Raw genomic sequence first — 22,536 nt, forward strand, 5'->3', positions numbered from 1 at the left:
ATGCCGCAAAGGCAGCGCCGGCCGCCCTTCAGCCCTCTCGCGGGAAGTAGCTGATGACGTTCACGGTGGCCCCCTGCGGGTCCTGGATGCAGGCCATGCGCCCGACAGTGGGCACGTCCATGGCCGGCATCAGCACCTTGCCACCCAGGGCCTCGCAGCGACGGATGGTGTCGTCCACGCTGGCGACGGTCACGTAGCAGCCCCAGGCAGGCGGCATGGCCGGTGCGCCCTCGGGGCAGCTGGCCATGCCGCCCACGGCCACCTCGCCGACCTTGGCCACGTAGTACTTGCCCATGGGCATGTCCATGGCCTCGATGGTCCAGCCGAAGAGGCTGCCGTAGAACTCGGCCGCACGGGCGGGATCCTGGGTCATCAATTCGGACCAGCTGAAGGCGCCCGGGGTGGTGAAGACGTCCATGATCGATCTCCTGGCAAGGTGAAGTCGGGGGAGGACCATCCTCCCGCCGGCTCTGGGCTTGCGCAAGTGCCGGGCCATGGCCCGCCCCCCGGGAAAGCCCTGCAGCTGCGGCACAATCGGGGCCCATGAGTCTGGTCTTTCCCCACACCTTCGTGCCCTGGTTCCGCGCCGTGGCGCCCTACATCCACGCCTACCGCGGCGAGACTTTCGTGGTCGGCATGACCGGGGAGCTGGTGGCGGCAGGCAAGCTCAATGCCTTTGTGCAGGACCTGTCCATCATGCACGCCATGGGCATCAACATCGTGCTGGTGCATGGCTTTCGGCCGCAGGTGAACGAGCAGCTGGCCGCCAAGGGCCAGACCTCGCGCTACAGCCATGGCATGCGCGTGACCGACGCCATCGCCCTGGACTGCGCCCAGGAGGCGGCCGGCCAGCTGCGTTTCGAGATTGAGGCGGCATTTTCCCAGGGCCTGCCCAATACCCCCATGGCGAATGCCGCAGTGCGGGTGGTGTCGGGCAATTTCCTGACCGCGCGGCCCGTGGGTATCGTCGACGGCGTGGATTTCCAGCACAGCGGCCTTGTCCGCAAGGTGGACGCCACCGCCATCCAGCGCGCCCTGGATACGGGCGCCGTGGTGCTGCTGTCACCCTTTGGTTTCTCCCCCACCGGCGAGGCCTTCAATCTCAGCATGGAAGACGTGGCCACGAGCACGGCCATTGCCCTGCAGGCGGACAAACTGCTGTTCGTCTGTGAAGTGGCCGGCGTGCCGGAAAATCCGGGCGATCCCGACAGCGCCATCGATACCGAATTGGCCCTGGCCGACGCCGAGCGCATGCTGGCCGGCAAACCCGCGCCCACGGATCCACTGGACGTGAATTTCTACCTGCAGCATTGCGTAAAGGCCTGCCAGGCCGGCGTGGAGCGTTCCCACATATTGCCGCTGGCGGTGGACGGGGCCCTGCTGCAGGAGGTTTACACCCACGACGGCATCGGCACCATGGTGGTGGACGAGAAACTCGAAAGCCTGCGCGAGGCCAATGCCGACGACATCGGCGGCATCATCGCCCTGATCGAGCCCTTCGAACGCGACGGCACGCTGGTCAAGCGCGATCGCACGGAAATCGAGCGGGATATCGAGCTCTATTCCGTGATCGAGCACGATGGCGTGATATTCGGTTGCGCGGCCCTCTATCCCTATGTGGAGGCCAAGACTGCCGAAATGGCGGCTCTCACCGTCTCGCCTGCCGTGCAAGGTCAGGGTGACGGCGACCGCATCCTCAAGCGTGTGGAGCAGCGCGCCAAGGCCATGGGCCTCCACAGCATCTTCGTGCTGACCACCCGCACCATGCACTGGTTCATCAAGCGCGGCTTCGCGCAGGTGGACCCAGACTGGCTGCCCGAGGAACGCAAGCGCAAATACAACTGGGACCGCCGCTCCCAGGTGCTGGTCAAGAAGCTCTGAGCCCTTCCCGGACCGCGCCTTCCCGACCCCAGTTTCCCCAGGTTTTTCAGCCGCGCGCTACAGTGCGGCATTGCATTCAACCCCACCGATTTCGACGAGGAATACCATGGCCCGCACCGTGCAATGCACCTATCTGAACAAGGAAGGCGAAGGCCTGGACTTTGCGCCCTATCCGGGCGAGCTGGGCAAGCGCATCTACGAGAACGTCAGCAAGGAAGCCTGGCAGCTCTGGATGAAGCACCAGACCATGCTGGTGAATGAAAACCGCCTCAATCTTGCAGACCAGCGCGCCCGCCAGTATCTGGCCCGCCAGATGGAACAGTTCTTCTTTGGCGGCGGCGCCGAACAGCCCGCCGGATACGTGCCCCCTTCCGCCTGAGGCCGGATAACCCGGCACCCGCCGCCAGAGTGCAGGCCAGGAACTTCCTGGCCTTTTTTTTGCCCCTGCACCGGGAAAATGCGGGGAGAGAAACCCCGCGGAATGCCTTCGCTTCGTTGCAAAAAAATCAAATCCCGAAGGGACATAATCCCGCCTGCACACGATCAGGAATATTTATCTACAATTCCGGGCAGAGACAATTCGTTCTCGTTACCGCGCGAGGGTTGCAAAATGGCTTCATCACTGAAGGAATTGCTGGCTCAACGAGCCGCACTGGATCAGCAAATTGCTGAAACCAAGGACAAGGAACGCAGCGAGGCCATCGCCAAGGTCCGCTCGCTGATGGCCGATTACGGCCTGACCGCGGCCGATCTCGGCTCGCGCCCGCCCAAGGCCGCCAAGGCGGCCAGCAAGGTGGCGGCCAAGTACCGCAACCAGGCCACCGGCGAAAGCTGGAGCGGCCGTGGCCTGCAGCCCAAGTGGCTGAAGGCGGCCATCGCCGCCGGTGCCAAGCTGGAAGACTTCCACGTCTGAAGACCGGCCCCCGGCCATGGCAAAAGCGGCTGCGGCCGCTTTTTTCTTGCCCTGCGCCCGCACCCGCACCACAAGGCCGGCCAGGTCTGCGGCACGCCATCCGGGCAATCCCGCCCCCTCGCCTGAGTGGCCGGGCCGAAGGCGCCTCCCGAGACCCGGCTGCTAGCATGGCCTGATCCACCCCGTGTGCCCGCGCCCGCAAAGGGCGCCTCACCCTTCCGAGTCAGCCTCGCTTGACTGTCCGCAATGCCAGGCCGGCGCGCCACGCCAGCAGCCCCTTCGCCCAAAGCCTTGCCGTCGCGGCAGGGGTGTCCGTCCTTCTTTACCTGCTGATCCGCCTCTCGCAGCGCCTGCATCTGCCGGTGGACCATGCCTGGACCCAGGCCGGGCTGGTGAGCCTGGTGCTGATCGGCCTGCTGCGCGGGCGCTGGGCCACGCTCCCACTGCTCGGCCTTGGCACCTTCGGGATGCTGCAGCTGCAGGCCTCCAGCGGCCTGGCGGCCCTGTCCCAGACGCTGAACGCACTGCTTGCGGGCGCCGCCGCCCACGCCTTTCTTTGCAGGCAGGACTTCAAGCAATCCCTGGACGACAGCCGGGACCACGAACTGGGCCTCGTGGCCTGCCTGCTGATTGCCGCACCGCTGGCCGGCCTGCTGCCGCTGATGCCCGGCATCGAGGGCTTTGAACACCGCTGGACGGCATGGCGCAGCGAACCCGCCGCCGCCGGCCTGACCCTCTTGTTCCGCTGGGCCGCCAGCAGCACGGCGCTCACCCTGACGCTGCCGCTGGTGCTGAGCCTGTACCCGCGGCCCGGCAGCACGCGCGAGCCCGCATCCACCGGCGCCATCGCGGCCGCATTGGCCTTGACCCTCTGCCTGGCCTCGAGCTGGCTGCTGCACTGGCCGCCCCTGCCCGCGCTGTGGCTGGTGCTGCTGACCCTGCTGGCCTGGCAGTCGCCCCCCTGGATCAGCAGCCTCGCCGCCCTGGCCGTGGCCACCAGCCTGGGACTGCACCACGGCGCCGAGGGCCTGTCCGAGGCCATGGAACACGGCGACGAGCCACCGCTGGAGATGGCCTGCGAGCTCCTGGCCGCCGCCATGCTGCCGATGATCGTGCAGCTGATGCGGGCGCGGCAGCGCCAGCAGCTGCAGCAATGGCAGACGCTGTTCGATGCCGGCGGGCTGGGCCTCATGGTCTGGCGCGCCAACGAGCAGCTGCCGCGACTCAGCCTGCGCTGGCAGGCCTTGAGCGGCCAGCGCGGCGGCAAGGACCTCGAACAGTGGCTGGAGCATGCCCACCCCCTGGATCGCCCCCGCGTGGCCCAGGCCCAGGAGCGCCTGCTCCAGAGCGAGGACGGTGACGCCCAGAGCGCCAGCGTGGAACTGCGCGTGCGGCCCGCCGGCGAATGGCGCTGGCTGCACTGGCATGCCCAGGTCATGGAGCGCGACACCTACGGTCATCCCGCCCTGCTGGTGGCCAGCCTGCGCGACATCACCAGCCTCAAGGTCGCCCGCGAGCGCGAGCAGCTCAGCGCCCACCTGTTCCAGACCGTGCACGAGGGCATCCTCGTGAGCGACCCGCAGCACCGGGTCGTGGACATGAATCCCAGCAGCTGCGCCATCCTCGGCCGCGACCGCGAGTCCCTGATCGGCACGCCCTGCCTGCTGGTGGATCCCGAGCTGCTGCAGCACAACGGCATCCAGCCGGATGCCCTGACCGAAGCACTGTCCCGCCAGGGCCAGTGGGAAGGGCCGCTTCGCCTGCGCAATGCCAAGGGGCAGACCAAGGTGCTGCAGGTCCGGCTGAGCCTGCTCCACGATGATGACGGCCTGCTTCGCTACCACGTCTTCGCCCTGCAGGACCGCACGCAGGAAGAGTGGCAGCAGAACCAGCTGCTGCGCCAGAACCAGTTCGATGCCCTCACCGGCCTGCCCAACCAGGCCAGCTTCGTGGTGCAGCTGGGCCAGGCGCTGGAGCTGGCGCGCAGCGAGGGCTTCATGCTGTGCGTCTGCAATCTGGACCTGGACCACTTCAGCGCCATCAATGAACGCCAGGGCCGCCCCGCCGGGGACCAGACCCTGGTGGAGATGGCCCGGCGCCTGCGCAGCAGCCTGCGCCACACGGAGCGCTGGACCGACCAACTGGCGCGCATCGGCGGTGACGGCTTCGCGCTGATCCTGCGCTGCCGCAACGTGGAAGAGGCGCGGCTGGCGCTGGCCCGGCTGCTGGACGTGGTGCGTGCGCCGCTCTACGACATCGCCCCCGGCAGCCCGCTGCACCTCACCGCCAGCCTGGGCGCTACCCTGTTCCCGCAGGATGCCTCGGACACCGAGACCCTGATGCGCCATGCCGCCCATGCCCTGTACCGTGTGAAGCGCTCGGGCCGCGACGGCTTCGAGCTCTTCGACACCGACAAGCGCCAGCGCAGCGAAGCCAAGGTGCTGGCCCTGGGTCGCATGCAGGAAGCCCTGGACCTGGGCGAGCTGCAGCTGCATTTCCAGCCCAAGGTGGACCTGCGCCGCGGCAAGGTGCTGGGCATGGAGGCCCTGCTGCGCTGGCATGACCCGGAGCGCGGACTGCTGCTGCCGGGGCACTTCCTGCCCTTGGTCGAGCACACGGGCCTGGGCGTACGGATCGGCGACTGGGTCATCGAGCAGGCGCTGAAGCAAGCCGAGCAATGGGCGGCCGACGGGCGCCCGCTGCGGATTGCCGTCAACGTCACCGCGCGGCACCTGCAGTCACCCGACTTCGCCCAGCGCCTGGACGAGCTGCTGGCACGACACCGCCCCGGACTGGCCCGGCTGCTGATGCTGGAGGTGCTGGAATCGGCCGCCCTGGCGGACGTGGCGGCGACCCAGCGGCTGATCGAGCACTGCCGCGGCCTGGGCGTGCAGTTCGCCCTCGACGACTTTGGCACCGGCTACTCCAACCTCAGCTACCTCAAGCAGCTGCCGGTGGACTTGCTCAAGATCGACCGCTCCTTCGTCCAGCAGATGCTCAGCGATGCCCACGACCGCGCCCTGGTGGAGGGCGTGATCAGCCTGGCCCGCACCTTCGGCTGCGACGTGATCGCCGAGGGCGTGGAATCCGCCGCCCATGCCCAGGCCCTGCTGGCGCTGGGCTGCGAACAGGGGCAGGGCCATGGCATCGCCAGCGCGATGCCGGCCGAGCTGGTGCCGATCTGGGTGCAGGCCTTCGAGCGTTCGCCTGACTACGACGGCCGCATCAGCGTCCCCGCGCCAATGAGCGAGTTCGCCCCCGCCGGCCAGGCCTAGGGACGGCCGGCGGACGCCGGCTTTCCGATAGACTGCCGCGGTGATTCCACCCGGCTTTATCCAGGACCTGCTCGCCCGCGTCGACATCGTCGACATCGTGGGCCGCCACGTCGAACTCAAGAAGGCAGGCATCAACCACAAGGGCCTGTGCCCCTTCCACGGCGAGAAGTCCCCCAGCTTCATCGTCAGCCCCAGCCGCCAGACCTACCACTGCTTCGGCTGCGGCGTGCACGGCAATGCCATCGGCTTCCTGATGGAACATACCGGCGCGGGCTTCATCGAGGCCGTGGAGGACCTCGCCCAGCAGGTGGGCATGCAGGTGCCACAGGACGAGCGCAGCCCGGCCGAGATCCAGCGGGCCCAGGCCCAGAAGGCTCATCAGCTGAGCCTCACCGACGTATTGGCCAAGGCCACGGAGCACTACCGCAAGCAGCTCAAGGGCAGTGCCCGCGCCATCGACTACCTCAAGCGCCGCGGACTGACAGGCACTATTGCCGCCCAGTTCGGCCTCGGCTACGCGCCCGAGGGCTGGCGCGCGCTGGCCAGCGCCTTCGCGTCCTATGACGACCCGCTGCTGGTCGAGGCTGGCCTGGTGATCCTCCAGGACGACCCGGGCAAGAGCGCGGAGGAGCAGCGCCGATACGACCGTTTCAGGGACCGGATCATGTTCCCCATCCGCAATGTCCAGGGCGAGGTGATCGGCTTCGGCGGGCGGGTGCTGGACAAGGGCGAGCCCAAGTACCTCAACTCGCCCGAGACGCCGGTGTTCAGCAAGGGTCGCGAACTCTATGGCCTCTACGAAGGCCGTACCGGGCTGCGCCAGCGCGGCTATGCCCTGGTCGTCGAGGGCTATATGGACGTGGTGGCCCTGGCCCAGCACGGCTTCAACAACGCCGTGGCCACGCTGGGCACAGCGTGCACGGCGGACCATGTCCACAAGCTCTTTCGCTTCACTGAGTCGGTGATCTTCAGCTTCGACGGCGACGCGGCCGGGCGCCGCGCCGCCGGGCGCGCACTGGAAGCCGCCCTGCCCCATGCGACCGACACGCGCAGCATCAAGTTCCTCTTCCTGCCCAGCGAGCACGATCCCGATTCCTATGTGCGTGAGCTGGGCAGCGAGGCCTTCGAGCGCTGCGTGGAGCGCGCACTGCCGCTGTCACGCCAGCTGATCGACCATTGCGGCGAAGGCCTGGACCTGGGCAGCGCCGAAGGTCGCGCCCGCCTCCTGGCCAATGCCAAGCCGCTGTGGCAGCAGCTGCCCCAGGGCCTGCTCAAGCGCCAGCTGCTGGGCGAGCTGGCCCGCATGGCGCAGCTGCCGGACCAGGAGCTGATGGATCTGTGGCAGGCCGGCGAGCCCCGGCGCCCTTCCGCCCGTCAGGAGCGACGCAGCCCCTCGCACGGTGCTGACGACGCCCCCTGGGACGGCCCACCGCCGGACCTGGACGAACTCGCCTATGCCCAGTCCGGCCAGCCGGACATGCCTGATGCAGGCCCCTCTCCCGCCGGCCAGGCTCCTGCCCGCAAGCCTGGCGGCGAGAAGAAGCCCTGGAGCAAGGATCGCAAGGACTGGAAGGAATGGAAGAAGCGCGAGCAGGACGAGACCTACGGCCTGCCCCGCCACCAGCCGGCCTCCCCGCGCGATCACGCCCTGCGCATGTTGCTGCTGCACTGCGCATGGTGGGAGCTGCTGAGCGACCAGGACCACCAGTTGCTGCACGAGCTGCCGGGCGAGCATGGCGAGGTGGTGGCCTGGCTGGAGCGCTATCTGGTCAATCACGGGCCGGGCCCCTGGTCCGTGCTGCAGGCCGCCCTGGAGGAGGAAGGCCTGCTGGAGCTGGCCCAGCGCGCCAGCGGCGGTCGCCTGCACGCCAGTGACGACGAGCTGCAGCTGGAAGACTTCCAGCGCCTGCTGCGCAAGCTGTGGATCTCCCGGCTTGAGGAGGAGTCCCGCCAGCTGAGCGCCGGCCCGGTCACGCCCGCCGTGCTGGATCAGCTGCGGGGCCTGCGCCAGCGCATCCAGGAGCTCAAGGCGGACTGAGCGCCACGGCCCGCGATGCCCGGCCGGCAGTCCCACGGGCTAGCCCTGAGGCCGGCCTTCTTTGAAAAGCGCGCGTTCTTGATGGATAATTAAGGGTTTTCGCGCGTCAAGAGTGACGGCAGCGCCTCCCGGACCCGGCCACCCACTGACCCTGGGCACCAAGATTAGGTATCAAGGCCACCTATATCCGCTTGAGGGCTGCACTTTCCAACGTACACGCTAGCCTTGTACGCGCAAAGCCCTGGCATTCGCCTTGATTGGTCGGCTCGCGCCACCATCTTGGAAGAGCCGGGGCCTATGTTTGTGCCGCCTGGGCGGCGCCTGACAGCAGGCGCGCGCAGGTGGCCGCTTGCATTGCGCACCCACTCCACTCGAGGAACTGCATGACCGCCAAGAAGACCGCGTCCAAGGCAACCGCCCCCAAGCCCGAGGAACTGGCCGAAGACACCAAGAAGCCTGCGCGCAAGAGCGCCAAGGCCGCGGCCGCGCCTGCGGCCGCCAGCGCGGGTGACGAAGCCAAGCCCAAGCGGGGTCGCAAGCCCAAGGCAGCCACCGAGACCAAGAAGAGTGCCAAGGCCAAGCCCGAGGCCGAGGAAGAGGACTTCTCCGACATCGAAGCCGAGCTTGAAGGCGAGCCCGAAGCCGAAGTCGGCGCCGAAGTCGAGGTGGAGGACAGCGTCGAAGACAAGCCCAAGGCCAAGCCCCTGCGCATGAAGGTCAGCCGCGCCAAGGAGCGCGCACTGATGCGTGAATTCGGCCTGGACGAGACGGCACTGACCGAAGAGGAAGTCGCCAAACGCCGCCAGGAGCTGAAGACCCTGATCAAGATGGGCAAGACCCGCGGTTTCCTGACCCATCAGGAAATCAACGATCACCTGCCCGAGAAGCTGATCAACGAGGAAATCCTCGAGGCCATCGTGTCCATGTTGAACGACATGGGCATCGCCGTGTACGAGCAGGCCCCCGACGCCGCCACCCTGCTGATCCAGGGCAGCACCTCGCCCACGGCCACCGAGGAAGAGGCCGAGGAAGCCGCCGAAGCCGCGCTGTCCACCGTGGACTCCGAATTCGGCCGCACGACCGACCCTGTGCGCATGTACATGCGCGAGATGGGCACCGTCGAGCTGCTGACCCGTGAAGGCGAAATCGAGATCGCCAAGCGCATCGAAGGCGGCCTGCAGGCCATGATGCTTGCCATCTCCGCCTCGCCGACGACCATCGCCGAGATCCTCTCCATGGCCGCCAAGATCCGCGCCGGCGAGCAGCAGATCTCTGAGGTGGTCGACGGCTTCGTGGCCGAGGACGAGGCCGACGACTACGTGGCCGAGGAAGACTTCGACGAGTTCGACGAAGACGATGACGACGACGGCAACGGTGGCTCCAAGGCCCTGACCAAGAAGCTGGAAGAGCTGAAGAACGCCGCCCTGGTCAAGTTCGACGCCCTGGACAGCAACTTCGAGAAGATGCGCAAGGCCTTCGAGAAGGACGGCTACCGCTCCGCGGCCTATGACAAGGCCCAGCACGCCATCAGCGCCGAGCTGATGACCATCCGCTTCACCGTCAAGACCATCGAGCGCCTGTGCGACATCCTTCGCTCGCAGGTGGATGACGTGCGCCGTTACGAGCGCGAGCTGCGCAAGATCGTGGTGGACAAGTGCGGCATGTCGCAGGAGCACTTCATCAAGACCTTCCCGCCCAACGCCCTGAACCTGACCTGGGCCGAGAAGGAAGTCGCCGCCGCCAAGCCCTACTCCGCCGTGCTGGGCCGCAACCTGCCCGCCGTGCAGGAGCTGCAGCAGAAGCTCATCGACATCCAGGCCAAGGCCGTCGTGCCGCTGGACGATCTCAAGGAGATCAACAAGCGCATGAACGAGGGCGAGAAGGCCTCGCGCGATGCCAAGAAGGAGATGATCGAGGCCAACCTGCGCCTGGTGATCTCGATCGCGAAGAAGTACACCAACCGCGGCCTGCAGTTCCTGGACCTGATCCAGGAAGGCAATATCGGCCTGATGAAGGCGGTGGACAAGTTCGAGTACCGCCGCGGCTACAAGTTCTCGACCTACGCGACGTGGTGGATCCGCCAGGCCATCACCCGCTCGATCGCCGACCAGGCCCGCACCATCCGCATCCCGGTTCACATGATCGAGACGATCAACAAGATGAACCGCATCTCGCGCCAGCATCTGCAGGAGTTCGGCTACGAGCCGGACGCCCCGACCCTGGCCGAGAAGATGGAGATCCCCGAGGACAAGATCCGCAAGATCATGAAGATCGCCAAGGAGCCGATCTCCATGGAAACGCCGATCGGGGACGACGACGACAGCCACCTGGGCGACTTCATCGAGGACACCAACAACACCGCGCCCATTGAGGCCGCCATGCAGGCCGGCCTGCGCGACGTGGTGAAGGACATCCTCGACAGCCTGACCCCGCGCGAGGCCAAGGTGCTGCGCATGCGCTTCGGCATCGAGATGAGCACGGACCACACGCTGGAGGAAGTCGGCAAGCAGTTCGACGTCACCCGTGAGCGGATCCGTCAGATCGAGGCCAAGGCCATCCGCAAGCTGAAGCACCCGAGCCGTTCGGACAAACTGCGCACGTACCTGGACAACCTGTAAAGGTTGGACAAGTACGTGTCCTGAGGCGCCAAGGCGCCTCAGGATGCCGCGCAGCGGCAACGCAGTTTGCGCCATGGCTTGCGCCAGCAAGACAGGGCACAAGCCGGTGGAAGCACCACCAACCCGCACGATGCCGCGCAGCGGCAACGCAGTTTGCGCCATGGCTTGCGCCAGCAAGACAGGGCACAAGCCGGTGGAAGTACCACCAACCCGCACGATGCCGCGCAGCGGCAACGCAGTTTGCGCCATGGCTTGCGCCAGCAAGACAGGGCACAAGCCGGTGGAAGTACTTCAGTCCGCATGGTGCCAGGGCTCGCCCAGGCAAGACATGACCCCCAGGAAGCCGATGCCCCGCATCGGCTTTTCTTTTTGCAACAAGCCGTCACCCCTTGAGACCCTCGCGCAGCACTCGCCGGGGAGAAGGGCCGTCCACACTGGCGTTATCGCCAAGTCGAGTGCCACGCCACCCCGCTACACTGCGACTTCTGTCACGCAGTATCGACATCTTTCACCCATGACCCAGATCAGCGAACGCATCGTCCTGTTTGCCGACTTGCGCGGCAGCACGGCCTTGTTCGAGACCCTGGGCAATGCCGAGGCCACCTCGGTGGTCACGCACGCGGTCAACCTCGTCGGCCGTGCCGTGGGAGACAGCAACGGCAAGCTGATCAAGACCCTGGGCGACGGCCTCATGGCGGTGTTCAGCGACGCCGGGGACGGCATCCGGGCCGCCGTGCAGATGCACGAATCCCTGCAGCGCATCGTCTCGCGCGGCCAGCAGCATGGCGCCTCGCCCGGTCTGCGCGGCCTGAAGCTGCAGGTGGCCCTGGCCGGCGGCGAGGTGGTCGAGATGAACGGCGACTGCTTCGGCGACGCCGTCAACGTGGCCGCCCGCCTGCTGGACCACGCCGGCGACAACGAGACCCTGATCACCAAGGAAGTGCTTCAGGGCCTCCCCGTCACGCAGCGTCTGCGTTTCCGCAGCCTCGACCTGATCGCCATCCGCGGCCGGGCCGAGCCCGTTCACGTCTACGTGCTGGACAACTACGCCTACAGCAGCGAGCCGGCCGCAGCCACCCAGTTCGGCGACCCCATGCCCACGGCGGACCCGGACGGCATCCGCCTGGTCTGGCTGGACCTGGACCGCATCTTCGACATCGGCAGCATGCCCGTGATCCTGGGCCGCAGCACCCAGGCCACCTATTGCATCACCGACGTCCGGGTCTCGCGCTCCCATGCCCGCATCGACTGGCACGGCGGCAGCTTCTCGCTGACGGACCTCAGCTACAACGGCACCTTCGTGCGCTTCGGCCGCGACGGCGAGATCGTCTCCCTGCGCCGCGGCTCCTGCACCCTGCATGGCAGCGGCGTGATCGGCCTGGGCGGCACGCCGTCAGACCTCTCTGCACCGACGGTGCGCTTCGAGGTCCTGCACTTCGCCGACACCGAGCCGCGCGCCATCGGGCAATCCCACAGCCGCAGCTGAGCCCGGCCTGCGGGACAATCGCCCCCATGAGCTTCAAGAAAGAACCGGGCTACCGCCATGGCAGCCCCCTGAGAACAGGCGTGCTGCTGTGCAATCTGGGCACGCCGGAGGCCCCCACCGCCCCGGCCCTGCGCCGCTACCTGGCCGAGTTCCTGAGCGACCCGCGCGTGGTGGAGATCCCTCGCCTGGTCTGGATGGTGATCCTGCACGGCATCATCCTGCGCGTGCGCCCGGCCAAGTCGGCGGCCAAGTACGCCACGGTCTGGCTGAAGGAAGGCTCGCCGCTGAAGGTCTGGACCGAGCGCCAGGCCAAGCTGCTGCAGGGCCTGCTGGGCGAGCGCGGCCATCAACTGCAGGTGCGCCATGCCATGCGCTACGGCCAACCCTCCATCGCCAGCCAGCTCGATGCCTTCAAGGCCGAGGGCGTGACGCGCATCCTGGTCCTGCCCGCCTATCCGCAGTACTCCGGCGCCACCACGGGCAGCGTGATCGATGCCGTGGCCCGCTGGGCCCTGCAAACCCGCCATGTGCCCGAGCTGCGCTTCATCAACCGATACCACGACGACCCCGCCCACATCCGGGCGCTGGCCGACAGCGTGCGCCGCCACTGGACCACCCACGGCCAGGGCGACAAGCTGGTGATGAGCTTCCACGGCATGCCCGAGCGCACCCTCCACCTGGGCGATCCCTACCACTGCGAATGCCTCAAGACCGGCCGCCTGCTGGCCCAGGCCCTCGGGCTGCGGGAAGACCAGTACCTGGTGAGCTTCCAGAGCCGCTTCGGCAAGGCCAAATGGCTGGAACCCTATACCGAGCCCACCCTGCGCCAGTTGGCCGCGACCGGGCTGAAGTCGGTGGACCTGGTCTGCCCGGGCTTCAGTGCCGACTGCCTGGAGACGCTGGAAGAAATCGCCCAGGAAGCCAAGGAGGCTTTCGAGACCTCCGGCGGCCAGCGCTTCAGCTACATCCCCTGCCTCAACGACGACCCGCAGGGCATGCGCGCACTGGCGGAGCTGGCGGAGCGCCATCTGCAGGGCTGGCCCACGAAGGACATGCCGGACGCCGCCGGGCTGCAGGCCCAGGCGGACCGCGCCCGCCGGCTGGGTGCCTCGGCATGAAGGCTCTGCCCCTGGCCGAGGAAGTGCGCCTGGACAAATGGCTCTGGGCCGCCCGCTTCTACAAGACGCGCGCCCTGGCCGTCGAGGAGATCGGCAAGGGCCGGGTGAGCGTCAACGGCCAGCCGGCCAAGCCCTCGCGTGAGCTCAAGCCCGGCGACGTGCTGCAGCTGCGCCAGGGCGTGGTGGAGCGCGAGGTCGTCGTGCGGGCCCTGTCCCACGTACGCGGCCCGGCGCCCCAGGCCCAGGCGCTCTACGAAGAAACGGCTGAAAGCCTGCTCAAGCGCGAGCAGGCCGCCGAAAGCCGCCGCCTGGCCCCCGAGCCCGCCTCCACCATCGTCCAGGGCCGCCCCACCAAACAGGACCGCCGCCGCCTGGCCGACTGGAACCGCTGGAGCGCCGAGGCGGAGCCCGACTGAGCCAGGCCCTGCTGGCTGTTGAAATCAAGGGTTTTCCCTTGAAAAAACTGAAGCAATCCCCTCTTGAACTCCAGGGCTTCGCCCCCAGCTAGCCCGCGTCGCCCCGTTTCATGGCTGGACCATGAGTTGCCGGGGCTCTTCTACGCCCACCATCCATGAGCAACGAGAACCACACCCCCGACACTGCCGCCGATGCCGCCCCTGCCGCCACCGAGCTGAGCCCGGAGCAGAAGCTGGCCGATCTGGAGGCCCGCCTGGCCGAGATGTCCGACGCCTACCTGCGCGCCAAGGCCGAGGTGGAGAACATCCGCCGCCGCTCGGACGAAGAGATGTCCAAGGCCCGCAAGTTCGCCGTGGAAGGCTTCGCCGAGGCCATGCTGCCCGTGATGGACAGCATGGAAGCTGCCATCGCCCGCCCGGACGCCCGCGTCGAGCAGGTGCTGGAAGGCGTACATGCCACCCGCCGCCAGCTGGCCGCCGCGCTGGAGCGCAACAAGGTGCTGGAGATCAATCCGGCCGCCGGCACCAAGTTCGATCCGCACCAGCACCAGGCCATCTCTATGGTGCCAGCGGACCAGGAGGCCAACACCGTCGTCGCGGTCCTGCAGAAGGGCTATTCCATTGCCGAGCGCGTGCTGCGCCCGGCCCTGGTGACGGTCGCCGCCCCCAAGTAATTCACGGTACGCGGCCCTTGAAACGCCGCGACCCAACCGCATTTCGTCCTTAACGAAACCAGATTCAGGATCAGGAGCAAAAAATCATGGGAAAGATCATCGGTATTGACCTGGGCACCACGAACTCGTGCGTGGCCGTCATGGAAGGCAACACGACGCGCGTGATCGAGAACGCCGAGGGCGCCCGCACCACCCCGTCCATCATTGCCTACCAGGAAGACGGCGAGATCCTCGTCGGCGCTTCCGCCAAGCGCCAGTCGGTCACCAACCCCAAGAACACCCTGTACGCGGTGAAGCGCCTGATCGGCCGCAAGTTCACCGAGAAGGAAGTGCAGAAGGACATCGACCTGATGCCCTACACCATCGCGCCCGCCGACAACGGCGACGCCTGGGTGGAAGTGCGCGGCAAGAAGTTCGCGCCCCCGCAGGTCAGCGCTGAAGTGCTGCGCAAGATGAAGAAGACGGCCGAGGACTACCTGGGCGAGGAAGTGACGGAAGCCGTGATCACGGTGCCCGCCTACTTCAACGACGCCCAGCGCCAGGCCACCAAGGACGCCGGCCGCATCGCCGGCCTGGACGTCAAGCGCATCATCAACGAGCCTACCGCTGCGGCCCTGGCCTTCGGCCTGGACAAGCACGGCAAGGGCGACCGCAAGATTGCCGTCTATGACCTGGGCGGTGGCACCTTCGACATCTCCATCATCGAGATCGCTGATGTTGACGGCGAGATGCAGTTCGAAGTGCTGTCGACCAACGGCGACACCTTCCTGGGCGGCGAAGACTTCGACCAGCGCATCATCGACTACATCATTGCCGAGTTCAAGAAAGAGCAAGGCGTCGACCTGACCAAGGACGTGCTGGCCCTGCAGCGCCTGAAGGAAGCGGCCGAGAAGGCCAAGATCGAGCTGTCGAACTCCTCGCAGACCGACGTCAACCTGCCCTACATCACCGCTGACGCCACCGGTCCCAAGCACCTGAACATCAAGCTGACCCGCGCCAAGCTGGAGTCGCTGGTGGAAGAGCTGATCGAGCGCACCATCGCGCCCTGCCGCACCGCCATCAAGGACGCCGGCGTGGCCGTGGGCGAGATCGACGACGTCATCCTGGTCGGCGGCATGACCCGCATGCCCAAGGTGCAGGACAAGGTCAAGGAGTTCTTCGGCAAGGACCCCCGCAAGGATGTGAACCCCGACGAGGCCGTGGCCGTCGGCGCGGCCATCCAGGGCCAGGTCCTGGGCGGCGAGCGCAAGGATGTGCTGCTGCTGGACGTCACCCCGCTCTCCCTGGGCATCGAGACCCTGGGCGGCGTGATGACGAAGATGATCAAGAAGAACACGACCATCCCGACCAAGTTCAGCCAGACCTTCTCGACCGCCGAGGACAACCAGCCGGCCGTGACCATCAAGGTCTACCAGGGCGAGCGCGAGATGGCGCAGGCCAACAAGAGCCTGGGCGAGTTCAACCTGGAAGGCATCCCGCCGGCCATGCGCGGCACGCCCCAGATCGAAGTGACCTTCGACATCGACGCCAACGGCATCCTGCATGTCAGCGCCAAGGACAAGGGCACGGGCAAGGAAAACAAGATCACCATCAAGGCGAACTCGGGCCTGTCCGAGGCCGAGATCGAGAAGATGGTGAAGGACGCCGAGGCCAATGCCGCCGAGGACAAGAAGAAGGTCGAACTGGTCCAGGCCAAGAACCAGGGCGATGGGCTGGTGCACTCGGTCCGCAAGTCCCTGACCGAGCACGGCGACAAGCTGGAAGCTGGCGAGAAGGACAAGATCGAAGCCGCCATCAAGGAGCTGGAAGAGGCCCTGAAGGGCGAGGACAAGGCCGACATCGACGCCAAGTCCGAAGCCCTGATGACCGCCAGCCAGAAGCTGGGCGAGAAGATGTACGCCGACGCCCAGGCCCAGCAGGCCGCCGGTGCGGCCGAGGCCGGTGCCCAGGCCCAGGCTCAGCAGCAGGCTTCCGCCAAGCCGGCCGATGACAATGTCGTCGACGCCGAGTTCAAGGAAGTCAAGGACAGCAAGTAATCCGACGGCCCCACCCCGCAGGCTTCGCGGCCCGCGGGGCGTGCTGACCCGCCGCGCCCCCGCCTGGGATCACCCCTTGGCCCCCGGCGCGGCGCAATTGTTTGAGAAGCCAGGATCCGCCCATGGCAAAGCGTGACTATTACGAAGTCCTCGGCGTCGCCAAGAACGCCAGCGACGAGGACATCAAGAAGGCCTACCGCAAGCTGGCCATGAAGTACCACCCGGACCGCAACCAGGGTGATGGCGCCGCTGCAGCCGAGGAGAAGTTCAAGGAGGCCAAGGAGGCCTACGAGATGCTCTCCGACGGACAGAAGCGCGCCGCCTACGACCAGTACGGCCATGCCGGCGTCGACCCGAACATGGGCGGCCGCGGTGGCCCGGGCGCGGAGGGCTTCGGCGGCTTCGCCGAAGCCTTCGGCGACATCTTCGGCGACATCTTCGGCGGTGCCGGCGGGCGTCGCGGCGGCGGCCAGCAGGTCTACCGCGGCAGCGACCTCTCCTACGCCATGGAGATCACGCTGGAGGAGGCGGCCCGCGGCAAGGAAACGCAGATCCGCATTCCTGCCTGGGAATCCTGCGAGACCTGCAACGGCAGCGGGGCAAAACCTGGCACCTCGGCCAAGACCTGCGGCTCCTGCGGCGGCTCGGGCACGGTGCACATGCGCCAGGGCTTCTTCAGCGTGCAGCAGACCTGCCCGCACTGCCATGGCAGCGGCAAGATCATCCCGGACCCCTGCACCACCTGCAGCGGCCAGGGCAAGATCAAGAAGACCAAGACGCTGGAGGTCAAGATTCCGGCCGGCATCAACGAAGGCATGCGCATCCGCTCGGCGGGCAACGGCGAGCCTGGCGTGAATGGCGGCCCGGCGGGCGACCTCTACATCGAGATCCGGATCAAGCAGCACGACATCTTCGAGCGCGACGGCGACGACCTGCACTGCACCATGCCGGTGGGCATGACCACCGCGGCGCTGGGCGGCACCATCGAGGTCCCCACCCTGGGCGGCAAGGCCGAGATCGATCTGCCCGAGGGCACCCAGCACGGCAAGACCTTCCGCCTGCGCGGCAAGGGCATCAAGGGCGTGCGCTCCAGCTATCCGGGCGATCTGTACTGCCACATCAGCGTGGAGACGCCGGTCAAGCTCACCGAGTACCAGCGCAAGCTGCTCAAGGACCTGGACAAGAGCTTCAGGGACGGCGGCGAGCGACACTCGCCCAATGCCAAGAGCTGGACGGACCGCGTCAAGGACCTGTTCAAGTAAGCGCCGGGCCCACCGCCCCCGCCTCCGATGAGCCCCCTGCGGGCTCATTTTCATTGGAGAGTGGTAATTTGGCCGCAGCTTTGCGGTTATTGCGGGTCAAGTCGCGCATGATCTGGCCGAAGATCGTCTGGACAGTTCAGGATTGAATCACCCCATGGCGGGAGGCCGCCATTGACCCATGCAGATGCTCGACAAGGACATCCAGGAGGCCTGCGCCCTGGTCATCGACAGCAACGCCACCTCGCGCAGCCTGATGGCGGCGCAGCTGCGCGAGCTGGGCGTGGGCACGGTGCGCCAGGCCACACGGGTCAAGGACGCCCGCATCATCCTGGAGCACAAGGCCTACGACATCGTCCTGTGTGACTACCACTTTGACGGCTCCGACATGTCCGGCCAGGACCTGCTGGACGAGCTGCGCCGCGAGAACCTGCTGCCCTATTCCACTGTCTTCGTGATGGTGACCGGCGAGGCCACCTACGCCAAGGTGGCGGAAGCCGCCGAGGCCGCGCTGGACGCCTACCTGATCAAGCCCTACACCAGCGCCTCGCTGTCTGACCGGCTGAGCAGTGCGCGCTATCGCAAGCGGGTGCTCAAGGACATCTTCGAGGCCATCGAGCAGCAGAATTTCGAGCTGGCGGCCCAGCTGTGCCTGAAGCGCTTCGAGGAGCGCGCCCAGTTCTGGCTTTATGCCGCCCGCATCGGCGCCGAACTGCTGCTGCGCCTCAACCGCCTGGAGGACGCCCGCAAGCTCTACGACGCCATCATCGAGGCCAAGACCGTGCCCTGGGCCCGCCTGGGCGTGGCCCGCACTGAGCTGGCCTCGGGCAACCTCGTGGCGGCCAAGCGCACCCTGGAGGCCCTGATCGGCGACATGCCCGACCATGCCGACTCCTACGACGTCATGGGCCGCGTGCAGATGGAACAGGGCGAGATCACCGACGCCCTGCGCACCTACCGCACCGCCGCCAACCTCACCCCCGGCTGCCTGCTGCGCCAGCAGCGGGCGGGCACCCTGGCCTTCTATGCCGGCGAGCGTGATGAGGCCCTGAAGCAGCTCGAGCGCGCCATGATCAATGGCCTGCGCTCCAAGCTCTTCGACATGTTCACCCTGGTCTTGATCGCCCTGATGCGCTTCGACCAGCGCGACGGCAAGAACCTCAAGCTGGTGCACGAGGCCATGCTGCGCGAGATCGAGCGCGCCCCCAAGGCCACGCGCCTGCTGCGCTTCGGCACGATGATCCAGGGCCTGCGCCTGCTTTACGAACGCCGGGTGGCCGATGCCCTGCAGCTGGCTCGCGAGATGAGCCAGGAGCTGGACAGAGAAGCCTTCGACCTCGAAGCCGCCAGCCTGCTGCTGGCCTTCTGGATCCGCTTCTCGGGCCAGGAGATCCAGCTCGAGGAGATCAAGGACCTGATCACCCGCATCGGCCTGCGCTACTGCACCTCCAAGGCCAGTACCGAGGTGCTGATCGCCATGTGCGAGAAGCAGGAGATGGCCATGACCGAGCTGCGCGAGTGCCATGCCCGCATCTTCGGCATCGCCGAGACAGCCATGCGCCACACCATGCGCGGCAGCGCGCGGGTGGGCGTGGAGCTGCTGATCCAACAGGGCGAGGAAACGCGCAATGCCAAGCTGATCGACATGGCTCAGGCCGTGCTGAAGCGGCATGCCGAGAAGATCGAGGACGCCGACCACCTCAACGTCCAGATCGAGGCCCTGCAGAAGCGCTTCGTCCTGCCCCTGGGCGTGACCATCTCACGCCGCAACGTCCGGCAGGCCGGCGGCCTGGCCCTGCGCAGCTGACAAGACCTGCCGCGGGACGCGCAGCCGCGCCCTCCCTGACAGCGCCCGGCCCGTCACCGGCCTGGGCCACAATGCCGGGCGTCCCCTGCCCAGGTCTCCTGCATGAAGCGATCCGAATTCCAAGCCGCCCCCGTCAAGCACTGGTCTGCGCTCACCCTGAGCTGGCTCGCCGCCCTGTGGATGGGCCTGCTGGCCAACTGGCCCCTGTGGCAGCGCATGCTGACCCTGCCCGAACTGGCGGGCGCCAAGGGCTGGGGTTTCATCGCCTTGTTCGCGGGCATGGTCATCGCCCTGCATGGCGCCCTGCTGAGCCTGCTGGCCTGGCCGCGGCTCTTCAAGCCCGTGCTGCTGCTGTGCCTGCTCAGCGCCGCCGCAGCGGCCCACTTCATGGGGGCCTACGGCACGGTGATGGACCCGACCATGATGGTCAATGTCCTGCAGACCGATGCCAAGGAAACCCGCGACCTGCTGAGCCTGCGCCTGCTGGCCAGCCTGCTGCTGCTGGGTCTGCTGCCTGCCCTGTGGCTGTGGCGCAGGCCCGTGGCGCCGCAGTCCTGGGCGAAGCGCCTGGGCCTGAACCTTGCTGGCTTCGTGGGCGGTCTGGCGCTGATGGTGGGCCTGGCGATGAGCAGCTATGCCGACCTGGCCTCGACCATGCGCAACTACCCGGCCCTGCGCTACATGATCAACCCGCTGGCCTCGTTCTGGTCCCTGGGCGTGGTGGCCGTCGAGTCGCACAAGGCGCCTGCCGGCCCGCCCGCGGTGGTTGCGGCCGACGCGCACTGGCAGCCCGCCGACCCGAAGGCCCGCCCTCGCCTGCTGGTGCTGATGGTCGGCGAGACAGCGCGCTCCGCCAATTTCTCCCTGAACGGCTATGCGCGCCCCACCAACCCGCGTCTGGCGGGTCTGGACGTGCTGAGCTTCCGCCAGGTCAGCGCCTGCGGCACCAGCACGGCGGCCTCCCTGCCCTGCATGTTCTCGCACCTCGGACGCAGCGCCTACCTGGACCACGGCGCCGACCAGGAAAACCTGCTCGACGCCCTGCAGCGCGCCGGCCTGGCCGTGCTGTGGCTGGACAACCAGAGCGGCTGCAAGGGCCTGTGCGATCGCGTGCCGCATGCGCACGCCACGCAGGCCGCGGGTGCGACGCCCCTTCCCCCGGGGCTCTGCGAAGGCGGCGAATGCCTGGACATGGCCCTGCTCCACGACCTGGACACCCGTCTGCAGTCCCTCGATGCCCAGCGCCGCCAGCGCGGCGTGGTGCTGGTCATGCACCCCATGGGCAGCCACGGGCCGGCCTACTTCAAGCGCTCGCCCGAAGGCCAGAAGCCCTTCCAGCCCGAGTGCCGCAGCAATGCCCTGCAGCAATGCCCCCGCGAGCAGGTCGTGAATGCCTACGACAACAGCATCGTCTATGCCGACAGCGTGCTGGCGGAAACCATCGGCTGGCTGGAGCGCCAGAAGGGTTTCGACGTGAGCCTGCTGTATATGTCGGACCACGGCGAGTCCCTGGGCGAGAACAATCTCTACCTGCACGGCGTGCCCTATGCCGTCGCCCCGAAGGAGCAGACCCAGGTGCCCTGGATCGTCTGGCTGCCCGAGACAAGCGCGCAACGCTACGGCGTGGACAGCGCCTGCCTGCGCCGGCAACTGGACAAGCCCCTTTCCCACGACTGGCTGAGCCACACGGTGCTGGGCCTGGCCGAGGTGCGCAGCGCCATCTATCGGCCCGAGTGGGACCTGATGCATGCTTGCCGCAAGGCCCCCTGAGCCCGTCCGAACTGAAGCGGCTGCAGACGGCCTCTGCGCACGGCGCTAGAACAGTTCGCCCTGGGCCGACGGCTCCGCAGCTGACGCCCCAGGGCGCATGAAGCGCGTCAGGTCCATGGGCGTCCGCTCCCGGTTCAGGCCCAGGCGCGCGCAGGCCTTGCGCATGCGCTGCTGCAGCAGCTCGGCCCACAGCCCCTCCCCCTGCATGCGACTGCCGAAGCGAGGGTCGTTGTCACGGCCGCCACGCAGGTCGCGCAGGCGGGCCATCACGCGGGCAGAACGGTCCGGGAAGTGCTGCTGGAGCCAGTCCTGGAACAGGGGATTCACCTCCCAGGGCAGTCGCAGCGGGATGCTGAAGGCCGAGCAGGCCCCCGCCTCGGCCGCCTGCTCCAGGATGCGTTCGAGCTCGGGCTCATTGATGAAGGGGATCAGGGGCGAAACGCTGACACCCACCGGCACGCCCGCCTCCGCCAGGGTGCGCAGGGTGCGCAGGCGCCGGTGCGGCGCGGCCGCCCGCGGCTCCAGGATGCGCGCGAGCTGCGGGTCCAGCGTGGTGATCGAGACATACACCGCTGCCAGGCCCTGGGCGGCCATGGGCGCGATCAGGTCCAGGTCCCGCTCCACGCCCGAGGACTTGGTGACCAGAGAGAAGGGATGGCGATACTCGGCCAGCACCTCGATCACCTGGCGCGTGATGCCCAGCCGGCGCTCGATGGGCTGGTAGGCGTCCGTGGCGGTGCCGATGCACAGCAGTCGCGGTTGGTAGCGCGGCCGTGAGAGCTCGGCGCGCAGGCGTTCGGCCGCATTGACCTTGGCCACCAGGCGGGTCTCGAAATCCAGGCCCGGCGACAGGTTCAGGTAGCTGTGGGTGGGCCTCGCGAAGCAGTAGATGCAGCCGTGCTCGCAGCCCCGGTAGGGATTGATGGACAGGTCAAAGACGATGTCCGGCGACTGATTGCTGCTGAGGATGCTGCGCGCCTGCTCCTCGAGCACCTGGGTCTCGGGGGTCAGGTCTTGCGCCTGCACCTGCTGGTCGAGGCTGCCCCAGCCGTCGTCAAAGACCTCCCGCTGGTCCCGCTCGAAACGGTGGGCGATGGCCCAGGCACTGCCGCGCCCCTTGATGGCCTGGGGCCAGGGCAGGACCTGCACGCCCTCGGCGCCTTCGGGGTCGGCGAACAGGGCATGGTCGGCAGGATCAGGGGGCGCGTGGGGCATGCTGTATTTTCATACAGTATTCCGCCATTT

Annotated in this window: 16 protein-coding genes; 14 read left to right on the forward strand and 2 right to left on the reverse strand. The window is 67.4% G+C overall.

Annotated features, from left to right (window positions below; all coding sequences use genetic code 11):
- Positions 1–28: 28 nt before the first annotated feature.
- Positions 29–418 carry a VOC family protein gene (locus ABDJ40_RS08600; RefSeq protein ID WP_347608776.1) on the reverse strand — a complete coding sequence of 130 codons (390 nt, stop codon included), beginning with the start codon at positions 416–418 and terminating at the stop codon, positions 29–31.
- Positions 419–543: 125 nt separating this feature from the next.
- Between ABDJ40_RS08600 and argA the strand changes: the two genes are divergently transcribed.
- From argA to ABDJ40_RS08670, 14 genes are all read left to right on the forward strand, one after another.
- The gene (gene argA, locus ABDJ40_RS08605) at positions 544–1,881 is read left to right on the forward strand and encodes an amino-acid N-acetyltransferase (RefSeq protein ID WP_347608778.1); all 1,338 of its coding nucleotides are present in this window, start codon (positions 544–546) and stop codon (positions 1,879–1,881) included.
- A gap of 106 nt (positions 1,882–1,987) precedes the next feature.
- The gene (locus tag ABDJ40_RS08610; RefSeq protein WP_183102724.1) at positions 1,988–2,260 is read left to right on the forward strand and encodes an oxidative damage protection protein; all 273 of its coding nucleotides are present in this window, start codon (positions 1,988–1,990) and stop codon (positions 2,258–2,260) included.
- Positions 2,261–2,491: 231 nt separating this feature from the next.
- Positions 2,492–2,794, forward strand: coding sequence for an H-NS histone family protein (locus tag ABDJ40_RS08615; protein WP_183102723.1), 303 nt, complete (start codon positions 2,492–2,494; stop codon positions 2,792–2,794).
- 308 nt (positions 2,795–3,102) lie between these two features.
- Positions 3,103–6,069 carry a putative bifunctional diguanylate cyclase/phosphodiesterase gene (locus tag ABDJ40_RS08620; protein ID WP_347608781.1) on the forward strand — a complete coding sequence of 989 codons (2,967 nt, stop codon included), beginning with the start codon at positions 3,103–3,105 and terminating at the stop codon, positions 6,067–6,069.
- 40 nt (positions 6,070–6,109) lie between these two features.
- Entirely contained in the window at positions 6,110–8,107 is a 1,998-nt protein-coding gene (dnaG, locus tag ABDJ40_RS08625; protein WP_347608783.1) for a DNA primase, read from the forward strand.
- A gap of 383 nt (positions 8,108–8,490) precedes the next feature.
- The gene (rpoD, locus tag ABDJ40_RS08630; protein ID WP_347608785.1) at positions 8,491–10,725 is read left to right on the forward strand and encodes an RNA polymerase sigma factor RpoD; all 2,235 of its coding nucleotides are present in this window, start codon (positions 8,491–8,493) and stop codon (positions 10,723–10,725) included.
- A 514-nt stretch (positions 10,726–11,239) separates the two neighbouring features.
- Complete coding sequence (locus tag ABDJ40_RS08635; protein ID WP_347608787.1) at positions 11,240–12,211, forward strand: FHA domain-containing protein; 972 nt, start codon at positions 11,240–11,242, stop codon at positions 12,209–12,211.
- Between the two features lie 26 nt (positions 12,212–12,237).
- Positions 12,238–13,329, forward strand: coding sequence for a ferrochelatase (hemH, locus tag ABDJ40_RS08640; RefSeq protein ID WP_347608789.1), 1,092 nt, complete (start codon positions 12,238–12,240; stop codon positions 13,327–13,329).
- Positions 13,326–13,745 carry an RNA-binding S4 domain-containing protein gene (locus ABDJ40_RS08645; RefSeq protein WP_269629589.1) on the forward strand — a complete coding sequence of 140 codons (420 nt, stop codon included), beginning with the start codon at positions 13,326–13,328 and terminating at the stop codon, positions 13,743–13,745. The genes hemH and ABDJ40_RS08645 overlap by 4 nt, the downstream gene beginning before the upstream one ends.
- A gap of 155 nt (positions 13,746–13,900) precedes the next feature.
- Complete coding sequence (grpE, locus tag ABDJ40_RS08650) at positions 13,901–14,419, forward strand: nucleotide exchange factor GrpE (protein WP_347608792.1); 519 nt, start codon at positions 13,901–13,903, stop codon at positions 14,417–14,419.
- An 86-nt stretch (positions 14,420–14,505) separates the two neighbouring features.
- A complete protein-coding gene (dnaK, locus tag ABDJ40_RS08655) occupies positions 14,506–16,455 on the forward strand; it encodes a molecular chaperone DnaK (RefSeq protein ID WP_347608794.1) in 1,950 nt (649 codons plus the stop codon).
- Between the two features lie 122 nt (positions 16,456–16,577).
- Positions 16,578–17,717: a molecular chaperone DnaJ gene (gene dnaJ, locus ABDJ40_RS08660; protein ID WP_269629592.1), complete on the forward strand. Its 1,140-nt coding sequence runs from the start codon at positions 16,578–16,580 to the stop codon at positions 17,715–17,717.
- A gap of 178 nt (positions 17,718–17,895) precedes the next feature.
- Entirely contained in the window at positions 17,896–19,521 is a 1,626-nt protein-coding gene (locus ABDJ40_RS08665) for a response regulator (protein ID WP_347608797.1), read from the forward strand.
- Positions 19,522–19,623: 102 nt separating this feature from the next.
- Positions 19,624–21,291 (forward strand): phosphoethanolamine transferase, encoded by a 1,668-nt coding sequence (locus tag ABDJ40_RS08670; RefSeq protein ID WP_347608799.1) that lies wholly within the window; start codon positions 19,624–19,626, stop codon positions 21,289–21,291.
- A gap of 45 nt (positions 21,292–21,336) precedes the next feature.
- On the opposite strand, the gene ABDJ40_RS08675 is transcribed toward ABDJ40_RS08670, so the two are convergent.
- Entirely contained in the window at positions 21,337–22,506 is a 1,170-nt protein-coding gene (locus tag ABDJ40_RS08675; RefSeq protein ID WP_347608801.1) for a PA0069 family radical SAM protein, read from the reverse strand.
- Positions 22,507–22,536: the final 30 nt, after the last annotated feature.

This window comes from Roseateles flavus (genome assembly GCF_039872765.1).
In the GTDB taxonomy this organism is placed as follows: Bacteria; Pseudomonadota; Gammaproteobacteria; order Burkholderiales; family Burkholderiaceae_C; genus Roseateles_B; species Roseateles_B flavus.